Source organism: Microvirga mediterraneensis, from assembly GCF_013520865.1.
Lineage (GTDB): Bacteria > Pseudomonadota > Alphaproteobacteria > Rhizobiales > Beijerinckiaceae > Microvirga > Microvirga mediterraneensis.
Genome location: NZ_JACDXJ010000001.1, coordinates 2,691,874 through 2,703,449, shown reverse-complemented (window position 1 = coordinate 2,703,449; position 11,576 = coordinate 2,691,874). Strand labels below are relative to the sequence as shown.

Below are 11,576 nucleotides of genomic sequence, written 5' to 3'. Positions count from 1 at the left end.
GGTCTCTCACTGCTCGGCGCTCCAGCTATTTCCGATCAATCGGGTCCATGTCTCCCCGGCTAGCCCGTTAAAGAATGCCTCACCGCTCAGGAAGGGCTTCAGGAAGATGGGATTGCGAGCATGGACAACTGTAGCCGATCGATGCGCAAAGGCACATCGGCGCGTCAGCATAGCGTCCAGCAATTCAGGCTGAGTGCGACCTTGAAGCGCAACCACACCGGATCTGGCCGCATGATCGATCAATCGATCGATGACAACTCCCGATCGACCAGGAGCTGACAGGACTTGCAGGACGTGCCCTATCCGTCGCTCGCGGCCGTAATAGATAAAGGCGCCTACAGGCGTCTCGTCATGAGATATGACCATTCTGTACTGGGCCTTACCGTACAGGTCCTTTCTCTCTGAATCGATCAGGACACGGGAGAGATCACTGCTCGGCCAATTTGGGTGAAGCGAAAACCGCGAGGCGAATTGCGCTACGAGTTCCGCCATCTTCTCCGCATCGACCGGTATATCGCTGTAATTGCCCGAGCCCGGCGTATGGGATCCTGCGGCAACACTTGACCAACGAAGAGCTGCCCCATTCGCTCTGTGCCGAGCCCATGCATCGATGCAGCGCGAGAGCGGCATCAGACTCCGAGCGAATCTCAACCGGCCTGCAAACAGCTCAACGAGGAAACCTGCCGGATTGATGACACGAACCCAGTCCAGGCTATAGGAAGGAACAGTAATGCCGCGAAGTGCCCTCCACATGGCAACTGCGGTATCGCTTGCTGTCTCGCTCAAGGAAATATCCTGCGGCCCGGCCAGAAAAGTGCGGAGAAGCCGCGCGCCGACGAGTGGATTCTCCGCATGGTTATCGACCATCAGGCAAGACGCGACGGCAGCCATGACGGGAGCCCCATGGAGACGCATTGGAAGTGCGAGAACCCCGATAAAACCCGCAATCTCCCCATCAGGCTTGACATAGACGTGCGAGCAAAATCCAGACCTCGCTTCGACGGGATCGACGAATAGCTCTTTCAGATATGTGATGAGCGAATCCCGCGCCGTTACGGACCTTTTCAGCAGAACACGCTGAAACAAGTCCGCGACTTGGGGCAGATCTTCTCCTGCAAGGTGACGAATTTCACTCATCTTCCGGAAATAATCCAAAGATTTCGACTGCTTTCATGACCCTGCCGGACCGACTAATGCCAAGCATTGTTTGCCGTGAACGCCAGCACTGCAATGCTCTATTCCGGACGATACCTCCTTCGAGGGAGTACGATTGGGACTTTCCAACGGGTCCTGTTCGAAATAGTGAAAGGTATTAGGTGAGCAATTACTAAAACCCGACTTCTACCGCTTTAGGAAAATTGCCAAGACCGTTCGGTTCGAGAACGAAATGTTACGGGAGGCCTCTCGGCCTCGATCCAAGCCTTCTGCCGCAACAGAGATGGAAATGAGGAGCTCGAATTTTAGAGCTGGCCGAACACCGATACTATTGCATCTTCTGCGCAATTATCACACGTGGAACGCCGTGAGTGTCACTCATCAATTGAATGCTGCCGTAGTGACGAGTTCTAACGATAAGGGAGTGAACTTGCTTCTCCTGGCTCTGCCCGAACTCAAGTGCAATCCAGCCGCCAGGCTTTAGATAAATCAACGCGTCCCTGATGACGCGCTGATGAATGGAGAGACCGTAAGGCCCGCCGTCGAATGCCTCTTTCGGCTCAGTGGCGAGCAGATAAGACTTCTCGCCCGAAAGACGCGATGTCGAGATATAGGGGGGATTGCATACGACCAGATCGATTTTCTCATGCAGTTGATCGGCTGCTAAACCTTCGAACAGGTCTCCCTGTCGCACGTAAACCCGGGGCGCCAAGCCCAGCCTTTCTACATTGCGCTTCGCGAGAGAAACGGTTTCGTCGGTTAGATCACTCGCCCACACGGTCGCATGCTCCTGCGCAATGGCAACTGCACACGCGAGATTGCCGGAGCCGCAGCACATGTCGATGACACGAGCGGCGCCTCCCCGCTCTTTCAGGATATTGATTGCCGCCTTTGCGAGGAGAACCGTCTCCTCCCGAGGGACGAGCACACCTGGCGAAGTCTCAAGATCAATCCCCATGAAACGAGCGGCAGAGGATAACGTACCACCTGAGATCATCCGCAAATTCCCCTGAGCTATACGGGACCTGCGAAGTTTAGCTCACCGCCATGATCGTGAACAGTAACTCTTCTGGCCATTCGGTATAAGCGAATCATGGAGCTGCGAGGCGCTATTTTTGGCCTCAAACCGGAGCAGGTTGCTCCCAACCCCGCTCTCTCGGGCCTTGATCGCGGCCGAAAGGCATCTCATCGTGCAAAACTGAGCCGTTGGATGGCACCTATCGACCGAATGCGCATTCGACTAACTCCAAAATCCAAGACCTTTATTGCTCAGCAAGGGCTATTTTGATCAGGCGGCCCATAGGACAAGGCTCAAACCACCGAGGTCATAAAGTGGATCTTACTGTATACCAGCGTTTGAACAGAAAGATTGGGCATAAATTCTTTATCAAGCCACGTTTCCTGCGCCTTGATTGTGGCGTCCTGAGCATTTGCTTCGACGACTTCCCGCGCACGGCCTGGACAATCGGAGGAGCAATCCTCGCTCAGTACGGTGTTCACGCAACATACTTCGCGAGCGGCGCGTTCTGCGACAAGACCTATATGGGAATGGAGCAGTTTACAGAGACGGATCTTTTGGAGGCGCAGGAGGCAGGGCACGAGATCGGCTGCCATACCTACGATCATTATAGTGCCTTGGAAGTATCCACTGGAGAGTTCGAAAGATCCATCGAGAAGAACCGTGAATTTCTGTGCGAACGGTTGAATGGTGAGGCGCCGGACAGTTTTGCCTTCCCCTATAACCATGTCAGCCTGCAGAGCAAATTGGCTGTCGCTCGCCAGTTCAAAACTGCCCGTGGTGTCGGCACGGGTGTCAATTTAAACTGGATCGACCTTTCTGAAGTTGCTGGAGTCAACCTCTCTCTCACACAAGCGGCAGGATACTCTCCTAACAAGCCTGGCTTTCTCGATATCAACGAACTGATCGAGCAAGCAGCCTTACAACGGAAGTGGCTGGTGGTGTACACTCATGATCTCGCCGATACGCCCTCCATGCACGGTTGCAGAACGCATGGGCTTGAGGAGCTTCTGATCAAAGCCAAGCAGGCCGGTCTCGCTGTCAAGACACTCAGGGAGGTCACGGCCGGCTAACGCATCGAACGCAAAGCTAGCGACCCGTTTCGCACGCAAAGGTGCGCGAAACTGGAATCTTAGCGCGCCAGACAATTTCGAGGAGCCGCGTCAGTGCAAAGCAGATTCTTTCTGAGCGACAATCGTGTCTTCTTGATGGAAAGATCCACTTCAAGACCAAACCATCAGTGACGCAAAGCGATAGGTTGAGACCGAGCACGCTAAAACCTGAAGCAATTGAATCAAGTCATCAGGACTCGCTCTCTTCCTCGTGAATCTTGAACAACAGTTCAGAGTTCCTTGAGAGGTTCCCAATCGCCAGTTCAGCATTGTGGGATGAAAGACCCGCTATCGCAAGGCAATCCTGAAACCCCGTCGTGCCCAGGTAGCATTGCGGCTAGCGACATGACGGATCTCTGGCTTCGTCTCGGAGCCGATTCCGACCCTATGGACCGCCTTGAACAGACCGATGTGTCATCAAGCACAGGGCTATTCGCCCTGTGGAAGTTCAACGACCTGCCGGATCAATCGCCCTGAAGAGCAACTTCCACGGCGTCACCCGGCATTAGAAGAGTCGCCCCAGTTCCCAGAAACGACTTGCTTTCGCCGTTGACATTACGATGAATCATAATTCGAGCATTCGGTCCGCTCGCGGTCGACCACGTCGACTTCATTGCGCCGACGAAAGCCAGCTTCTGCTTGGCGGCATTCAGCTGCGCCCGGATCCTGATCAAGCGCGTATTGGTCTCCTGAAGGTCCTCGAGCAACCGTAAGTGCCGTTGCTCCTGGAGCTTTTCGACAGCGCGATCGGCCTCGTATTGCACCAGAGATGCTTGAGCCGCCTCTGCGCCGGTTTGGAGAGCTCGCGTTGCAGATGCCAACATGGCTCGACGGGCCTCGGATACCCTTTGGGTCGATGTGGTTCCTCGCTCGAGCAGGGCCTTTGCCCTATCCAGCTCTTCCACATCGGCCTTCATGCCCTCCTCTTCCCTGTCCTTCTGTTGATTGAGAAAAGCGGTGCGAACGGAAACGCGCTTGTAGGTATCCTGGAGGTGCTTCACCTCGCGGTCAAAGTCCTCGCGCTGTGTCTGGAATTGTTGCGCCACGAGCGATGCGGCGGCCTGCGCCGCGGGTGTCCTGGGAAGCTCGGAATCCTCCCCTTCCTCGGGCTTGATACCAAGCTCCAGCTGAAGCTGCTTCTTCTTCTCCAAGGCCTGGGCGAGCTCTCCTTCAAGAGTCGTGTACTCGGCGCTGAAAGTGACCGCTTCCAGCTGCGGATTGTTCACGCGAAACCGAACAACATCATAGCCGCCGGCCACCGATACCGCCTGCCTGACCGTCATGCCCGGGCGATAGGCAACCTCCCCGGCCCTGGCAAGATCACCGGACATGTAAACCGGCCTATATTCCGCAATGGTGAGGGAGACTTCCTCGGGAGACACGGGGGTGATCACAGTCCGCCCATCGGCGGACCGAACGCTAATGGCGCGGGTTGAAAACTCATCCTGGAGCTTCTTCCGCAGGGAGGCGATATCGAGTCCAGCGGCGGAAACGCTACCGATGATCGGAATGATGACGTTTCCATCGGTGTTGACCATCGCCCGGGCCCTCAGGTCCGGAATGCCGGCGATCGAGACCTCAACGACATCTCCCACGCCCAAAAGAAAATCCGCCTTGCCTTCAGCCGAGAACCCGAGCGTGAAAACCGTGGCGAGCGCGGCGAAGGCACAATGTCTCAGGACTCCGGTTTGGAAAACCTGATGCGAACGTGACAGGCACATCCATCTAACGCCGATCGTCATCCTCAAACCATCCATCAATGAGTGGCATCTATCGCTACTGAAACTTCACCACGGACGAGAACATTAAGAGTATCGATCCGTACGATCCCGGTAGAATGCTATGCTTGCCCCGCAGGCGAACCCCACCAATGCCCCCAGTGCAAGTACGATGAGCGACTTGGGCTCGCTTTTGTTCAGCGGCGGAGACGCGAATGTGATGATTCTTGCCTCGGGCGAGGGGAACGAGAGCTGCTGGCTTGTTTCCAGATGCTGTTCCATGAATCGTTCATACAGCCTTCTTTGCGATTGCGCATTGCTTTCGAGCTCAAGCAAGGTCGCGCTGGAATTCAGGTTCTTACTTTGTGCCTTGAAGTCCTGCGCTGCCCGCTCGGCTGCCAGCATCTCAGCACGAATGACGGATAGACGATCCTCAAGCCAGGCGTTGGCGTTCCGCATCATCTGGCTTCGCGCTTCGATCTGGCTGGAGCGATAGGTTTCGGCCACGGTATTGGCGATTTGAGCGGCCTTAGTAGGGCTCGCGTCCCTAAACTCGATGTCGATCGCGTGACTTATCCCGATCCGGCGGACGTCCAGAGAGCGCTGAAGCTTGATGATCGCGAGTTGAAGCGTGCGCTCAGCGGCCGCCTCCGCATCCTCGGTGCGGTTCGAGCTGAGGATCGAACTTACGAAGGATGGCACAAAGCTTTTGAGGCCGAACTCGGGCTTCGAGAAATCTTTGTCTCTCGTCAGGTCCAGACTTTGGACCACGGCCTTGGCGACGCTGCCAGAACGGATGATGGCGATCTGGCTTTCAATATCGGCAGCATTCAGTGGATTATCCAGTCCCCCGGATGGCTGCGAGCTTTGCGGCCGGTTCGTATCGACGATCATCTGAGCCGTCGCCGCGTAACGGACGGGCGCAATCATGAGATAGATGACTGCAATCACCATGCAGATTGCTGTCGCAATCGCAACAAGGAGCCAGTGGCTCATCAGGGGCCGCAGCAGATCAGCCAAGTCATTGGATGATTGTTGCTCAGGCCCATATGTCGTAGTCTCGAATTTGATCCGCTCTGGCCTATCTAGCATGCGCCCGCCTGCCCTTAACTCTTCGCCCTAACAATAAATAAGTCGCCATCAGCGTTGTCGAGTTCAACTATGGGGACTTGGAGGTTCATTGTGCGAACCGAAAGACACAGAAGGAGTAACCCCTAAGGGAATGTCCGGGATCACTTACTTCCTGCTCTCTTCGCATTTGATGGCGCCGTATTTGATGGCCATGCTTTCGGGGGCATCCTCGCGGTAGACGCCGTTCTTCCAGTACGGGCCGACCTGGTCGTTATAGCCCAGGGAGCCGTTGTAATCGACGATCTGCACGCCGTCGCGCCACACGTCGAGCTGGCCGTTGCCGCCCGGATCGAAGCGCAGGGTGATCTGCATGTCGTACCACTTGCCGCGCTGGATGTCGGCGCTGTCCTGGTACAGGTTCATGAAGGTCGTGTTGCCGGCGGTGGTCACCGCCTCCTTCGAATAGCGCCCGACGACGCGCATCTTCTCGCCGACCAGCTCGACCGCGAAGGGCGGCGGGCCGGAATAGTCGCCCGCGTCCTCCGACGCGTGGGTCTGGCCCATCACCAGCCAGTCGGCGGTGTTCGTCGCCCCCGGCTCGATCATGAACTTGTAGCTGATCGTGTAGGTCTGGCCGAACTCGAAGTGCTTGCCGCTCGACACCTCCGAGCGCTGCGTGCCCGAGGCCGCGAACACCGCCGGGTCGCCGCCCCGCACCTCGAACCGCATCGTGTCCGCCGACGCGTCATACGCATAGCTGTAGGAGCGCCCTGCATTATGAAGATTGAAGGATTCAGGATCCAGGCAATTCACCAAGGAGATGCCGATGACGCCAAGCTTTACAAATGGCACGAGCATGTTTCTTCTTCTCTCAAGGGGACGAAGTCTCGATCAGGTGTTTCGACACGGCTGATCAACGAGCCGGTCCCTGCGATTGCGTCGATGGAAGACGCAGTCGCCTTAAACATGCCCCTTCACGCTTGGCGAAAGTAGCCTCCACGAAGGTGTACCCACTAAGTCTGCTTATCGGCCTCTCACACCTCGGACGGGGTAGGTTGCATCATCCGGTAAGAGATCGTCCTTCGACACAGATTGTGCGCATTTTTATTCGATTCTTTTTATGGCGGCACTACGCCGCAACCGGGTGGCGGACCATGGCCGAAGAATGCCGGTATCCATGATCCACCGTGCCCAACGGGGTCTTCATTGCATTGATCCAGTGAAGACAGGGAGCGTAGATCAGAAGCGCGTCTGAAACCTGACGCGGTCTCGACAAGGCACAAGTACAGGATCGGGTGGCGCATCGTAATCCCGATTACTTAGTCCTTATGATCATAATCCGACCTAAAAGCTCATATGCGATACCGTTATTCTCAATTGACCCAAACACGCATGAAACTTGATAGTTCGTTACGAGCGAGCAAGAGCGATATCGCGCATAATCCCGAGAAGGATTTGCTTCATGGATCTGCGTCACGGCATCTATTGGAAAGACAGTGCTGAGAGTGTTGACTTCTCTCCCGCCGGACCGATCGAACATCTGCGGGATGTCATCACGGTCGATTACTCCAACGATTACCGTCCGAGCGTAAGTCCCTATCTACACTCGTCGACGAAACGAATTTTTGACATCGTCATAGCCACCCTCCTTCTGATTGCGGCATCTCCGCTGCTCTTGATGATTGCCCTGGCGATCAAAGCGACGAGCGAGGGGCCGGTTATCTTTCGACAGAAACGGCACAGCTCCGAGAAGACGACCTTCGAGATCCTGAAGTTCCGCTCCATGCACGTCGATTGTGGTGCCGACCCGCTCGTACCGCAGGCCGTCAAAGGCGATGGTCGCGTAACTGCGATCGGGCGGCTCATCCGGAGAACGAGCATGGATGAGCTTCCCCAACTTATCAATGTGATCCGGGGCGAGATGTCCCTCATTGGGCCTCGCCCGCATGCTATCGCGCACGACGAAAAGTATATGAGGGAAATTCCAACTTATGTGCATCGCTTCCTTGCTCGTGCCGGCATAACCGGACTGGCGCAAGTCAGTGGCGCACGCGGAGCGACGCCTAAGCTAAGCGACATGCAACGCCGCGTTCAGTACGATCTGGAATACATCCGTACTGCGTCCCTAGCCCTGGACTGCAAGATTCTGTTGCTCACTGCGATCACCGAGCTCACCGGGCGTACCAACGCATTCTAACATCGATACGACCCGGATAACCTTCAGGATGTTTACATGAGAGTCACGTTCCTCGACACGCCCATTGATGTCCTGAGCACCGAAGAGACGGTTCAATGCGCCATCGATTCGATGCGCCATGGGAAGCGCATCAGGCATGTCGCCATCAACGTTGCGAAGCTCGTTAAAATGCAATCAGACCCCGCTCTAAGGGCGGACGTGATCAACAGCGACATCATCGGGATCGACGGCGCAGGGATCGTTATCGGAGCCCGGCTTCAAGGCATTCCTGTTCCGGAACGCGTGGCCGGGATCGACCTCATGGAGGAGGTCCTGAAAGAATGCTCGAAGCAAGGGTTCCGCCCCTACTTTCTCGGAGCCACTGAGGAGATCGTACAAAGAGCGGCATCCGTAGCGAGAAACCGCTATAGCGGTCTCAGCTTTGCAGGTGTGAGAAACGGGTACTTCACCACATCCGAAGAACGAGACATCGTCGAAGAGATCAACCGATCCGGAGCCGATTGTCTGTTCATCGGCATGCCGACGCCACGCAAGGAAAACTTCCTGGCCGCCCATGCTCCGCACTTGAACGTGCCATTCTTGATGGGGGTCGGCGGATCGTTTGACGTTCTGGCCGGAAAAGTTTCGCGCGCTCCGGCTCCGATGCAGAAGCTCGGCCTGGAATGGATGCACCGCTTGCTTCAGGAGCCACGCCGAATGTTCTGGCGATATGCCAGCACGAATTACGCGTTTGCCATTCTTCTCTCACGCGCGATGTTTGCCAATTTCGCGAAGAGCACGAAGCTGGCGCTCTCAAGCCTGGTGCGCGGCCATTGAGCGGAGCACCGGCCGGGCACCCACCTCAAAAGAACTATCATCTATTAATCAGGACGAAGTGAATGCTGCGCATCCTTGTCGTATTCGGAACCCGGCCAGAAGCCATAAAGATGCTTCCTGTCGTCAAAGCACTACGCGAGCGCAATACATGCAGCGTCGGCGTTGTCGTCACGGGTCAGCACCGTGAGATGCTGAACCAAGTCTTTGATGTCTTCGGGGAAAAGCCGGACATCGATCTCAACGTCATGAAGCCCAATCAGCGCCTTCCGGAGCTGACGGGTGCGATCATCAGCCAGATGAGCGCTGTACTGGAAGCCGACAGGCCCGATCTCGTCCTTGTGCACGGGGACACGACGACCGCACTCGCAACGGCCATGGCGGCCCTCTACAGCAAGGTGCGCATCGGTCACGTCGAGGCGGGTCTGCGATCGTTCGACCTATCCCAGCCATGGCCTGAAGAGTTCAATCGGGTTACGATCGATGCAATCGCTGATTATCTTTTCGCCCCGACGACAGTCGCGGCTGACAACCTCGGACGAGAATACAGCCGCCGCGGCCAGATCTACGTGACCGGCAACACGGGTATCGACGCGCTCCTTCATGTTTCCAACAGGATCGACGCTGAGGAGATGGGGGCGTCGTCACCCATCGAGGCCCTGGACGGGATTGATCCGGACCGTTCACTCATTCTCGTGACAGGGCACCGGAGAGAGAACTTCGGAGCGGGCTTCGAAGGCATCTGCCAAGGCATTTCCCGCCTCGCCGGCCGGAATGACGTGCAGGTCGTCTATCCGGTTCATCTCAACCCGAATGTGAGGGATGTCGTGCAGACGCGCCTCGGATCACATCCGAACGTTCATCTGGTTCCACCCGTCCCCTACGTGGACATGGTTCGGCTCATGAAGAAGTCGAAGATCATTCTGACCGACTCCGGAGGCATCCAGGAGGAGGGTCCGGCCCTCGGACGTCCTGTCCTCGTCATGCGCGAAACGACCGAGCGTCCGGAAGCTCTGGCCACGGGAGCCGTCAGCCTGGTGGGGACGGATCCCGATGAGATCTACAATGTCGCGTCCTCCTTACTGGACGACGAGGAATACTATCAGCATCGGGCGAAAGCGGTCTTCCCTTACGGGGATGGAACCGCATCCATCAAGATCGCAGGCATCATTACGGAGTCACTGAGCGCATGAGCACCATTTGCGTCGTCGGTTTAGGTTACATCGGTCTTCCAACAGCGGCAATGCTTGCAAGCCGCGGCTTTGATGTCATCGGCTATGACGTCAACGAGCGTGCCGTGGAATCCATCAATGCCGGGAAACCGCATTTCTACGAGCCCGATCTTCAAATGCTTCTGTCGGCCGCGGTCAGTACGGGGCGTTTAAGAGCTTATACGCGCCCCTCGGAGGCCGACTATTTCATCATTGCCGTCCCGACACCTTTCCGGGACGGCAAGAAGCCGGACTTGTCCTATGTGGAAGCGGCCTGTGACGCTATAGCGCCGTACCTGCAGGCCGGATCGACAATCATTCTGGAATCGACCTCGCCCGTGGGAACCACCGAGATGGTGGCATCGCGACTTGCGGATGCAAGGCCCGATCTCATCTTTCCTCGCTACAAGGAGGCAAGCGACGCTCAGATCGCAGTGGCTCACTGCCCCGAGCGAATCCTACCAGGGCAGATGCTGCGCGAGCTGGTGTCCAACGACCGCATTATCGGCGGAATTACGGAAAACTGCTCCCAGCGGGCATGTGCGCTCTATGAGAGCTTCGTGACCGGACGCATCTTCACGACCGACGCGCGCACGGCGGAGTTTGTGAAACTCATCGAGAATGCCTACCGCGACGTGAATATTGCCTTCGCCAACGAACTGTCCATGATCTGCGACCGGATCGGCGTCGATGTATGGCGTGCAATCGAGCTTGCCAACAAGCACCCGCGGGTCTCGATTCTTCAACCTGGTACCGGCGTCGGCGGGCATTGCATCGCGGTCGATCCCTGGTTCATTGTGGATGCGGCGCCGGACGACGCGCGCCTTATCAAGACAGCGCGCGAAGTGAACGAGAGGAAACCCGATTATGTCTTCCAAAGAGTCATTTCTTTGGCAGATCGATTCAAGAATCCCGTCGTCTCCTGCTACGGCATCACATACAAGCCTGACGTGGACGACCTGCGGGAAAGTCCCTCCCTCGAGATTGTCCGGCGCCTCATCCAGCATGGCGGCATTCGTGTGCTGGTCTGCGATCCGCTCGTCAAGCATCTCCCATCCGAACTCACGAGCCATGGCGATCTTCATCTTGTCGATGCCGACACGGCGAGGCAGGAGGCCGACATCGTGGCATTTCTCGTGGGACACAAACCTTTCAAGCGTCTCGAGTTCAACAGGTACCTGCACAAGGTCGTTGTCGATGCCGCGGGACTGATGTCCAAACCTGCCGATTTACCAGGTGTTTCCGCACGATAGGATCTGCGGATCTCACCTTCCAACCATG

10 protein-coding genes are annotated in these 11,576 nt (G+C 56.5%); 5 read left to right on the top strand and 5 right to left on the bottom strand.

The features are described 5' to 3' along the window. Positions 1–6: 6 nt before the first annotated feature. The gene (locus H0S73_RS12860) at positions 7–1,137 is read right to left on the bottom strand and encodes a hypothetical protein (protein ID WP_181052538.1); all 1,131 of its coding nucleotides are present in this window, start codon (positions 1,135–1,137) and stop codon (positions 7–9) included. A 346-nt stretch (positions 1,138–1,483) separates the two neighbouring features. Beyond that, positions 1,484–2,152, bottom strand: a complete 669-nt coding sequence (locus H0S73_RS12855) for a N5-glutamine methyltransferase family protein (protein ID WP_181052537.1) — start codon at positions 2,150–2,152, stop codon at positions 1,484–1,486. 335 nt (positions 2,153–2,487) lie between these two features. On the opposite strand from H0S73_RS12855, the gene H0S73_RS12850 reads away from it, so the two are divergent. Beyond that, positions 2,488–3,246, top strand: a complete 759-nt coding sequence (locus H0S73_RS12850; protein WP_181052536.1) for a polysaccharide deacetylase family protein — start codon at positions 2,488–2,490, stop codon at positions 3,244–3,246. Between the two features lie 503 nt (positions 3,247–3,749). On the opposite strand, the gene H0S73_RS12845 is transcribed toward H0S73_RS12850, so the two are convergent. The 3 genes from H0S73_RS12845 to H0S73_RS12835 all read right to left on the bottom strand — a co-directional run bounded on the left by H0S73_RS12845 (position 3,750) and on the right by H0S73_RS12835 (position 6,932). After that, positions 3,750–5,027, bottom strand: coding sequence for a polysaccharide biosynthesis/export family protein (locus H0S73_RS12845; protein ID WP_181052535.1), 1,278 nt, complete (start codon positions 5,025–5,027; stop codon positions 3,750–3,752). A gap of 63 nt (positions 5,028–5,090) precedes the next feature. Beyond that, the gene (locus H0S73_RS12840; RefSeq protein ID WP_181052534.1) at positions 5,091–6,023 is read right to left on the bottom strand and encodes a Wzz/FepE/Etk N-terminal domain-containing protein; all 933 of its coding nucleotides are present in this window, start codon (positions 6,021–6,023) and stop codon (positions 5,091–5,093) included. 216 nt (positions 6,024–6,239) lie between these two features. After that, positions 6,240–6,932: a heparin lyase I family protein gene (locus tag H0S73_RS12835; protein ID WP_181052533.1), complete on the bottom strand. Its 693-nt coding sequence runs from the start codon at positions 6,930–6,932 to the stop codon at positions 6,240–6,242. Between the two features lie 604 nt (positions 6,933–7,536). Between H0S73_RS12835 and H0S73_RS12830 the strand changes: the two genes are divergently transcribed. The 4 genes from H0S73_RS12830 to wecC all read left to right on the top strand — a co-directional run bounded on the left by H0S73_RS12830 (position 7,537) and on the right by wecC (position 11,548). Then, on the top strand, positions 7,537–8,271 hold the full coding sequence (locus H0S73_RS12830) for a sugar transferase (protein ID WP_181052532.1): 735 nt from the start codon (positions 7,537–7,539) through the stop codon (positions 8,269–8,271). Between the two features lie 198 nt (positions 8,272–8,469). Further along, positions 8,470–9,087: a WecB/TagA/CpsF family glycosyltransferase gene (locus H0S73_RS12825; RefSeq protein WP_343058353.1), complete on the top strand. Its 618-nt coding sequence runs from the start codon at positions 8,470–8,472 to the stop codon at positions 9,085–9,087. A gap of 62 nt (positions 9,088–9,149) precedes the next feature. After that, the gene (wecB, locus tag H0S73_RS12820) at positions 9,150–10,277 is read left to right on the top strand and encodes a non-hydrolyzing UDP-N-acetylglucosamine 2-epimerase (RefSeq protein WP_181052530.1); all 1,128 of its coding nucleotides are present in this window, start codon (positions 9,150–9,152) and stop codon (positions 10,275–10,277) included. Next, complete coding sequence (wecC, locus tag H0S73_RS12815) at positions 10,274–11,548, top strand: UDP-N-acetyl-D-mannosamine dehydrogenase (protein ID WP_181052529.1); 1,275 nt, start codon at positions 10,274–10,276, stop codon at positions 11,546–11,548. The genes wecB and wecC overlap by 4 nt, the downstream gene beginning before the upstream one ends. The last annotated feature ends 28 nt before the right edge of the window (positions 11,549–11,576 follow it).

Bases quoted from the DNA above. Each gene is read 5' to 3' on its own strand.
- H0S73_RS12860 (WP_181052538.1), bottom strand. From the start codon at position 1,137: ATGAGTGAAATTCGTCACCTTGCAGGAGAAGATCTGCCCCAAGTCGCG.
- H0S73_RS12855 (WP_181052537.1), bottom strand. From the start codon at position 2,152: ATGATCTCAGGTGGTACGTTATCCTCTGCCGCTCGTTTCATGGGGATT.
- H0S73_RS12845 (WP_181052535.1), bottom strand. From the start codon at position 5,027: ATGACGATCGGCGTTAGATGGATGTGCCTGTCACGTTCGCATCAGGTT.
- H0S73_RS12835 (WP_181052533.1), bottom strand. From the start codon at position 6,932: ATGCTCGTGCCATTTGTAAAGCTTGGCGTCATCGGCATCTCCTTGGTG.
- H0S73_RS12830 (WP_181052532.1), top strand. From the start codon at position 7,537: ATGGATCTGCGTCACGGCATCTATTGGAAAGACAGTGCTGAGAGTGTT.
- wecB (WP_181052530.1), top strand. From the start codon at position 9,150: ATGCTGCGCATCCTTGTCGTATTCGGAACCCGGCCAGAAGCCATAAAG.
- wecC (WP_181052529.1), top strand. From the start codon at position 10,274: ATGAGCACCATTTGCGTCGTCGGTTTAGGTTACATCGGTCTTCCAACA.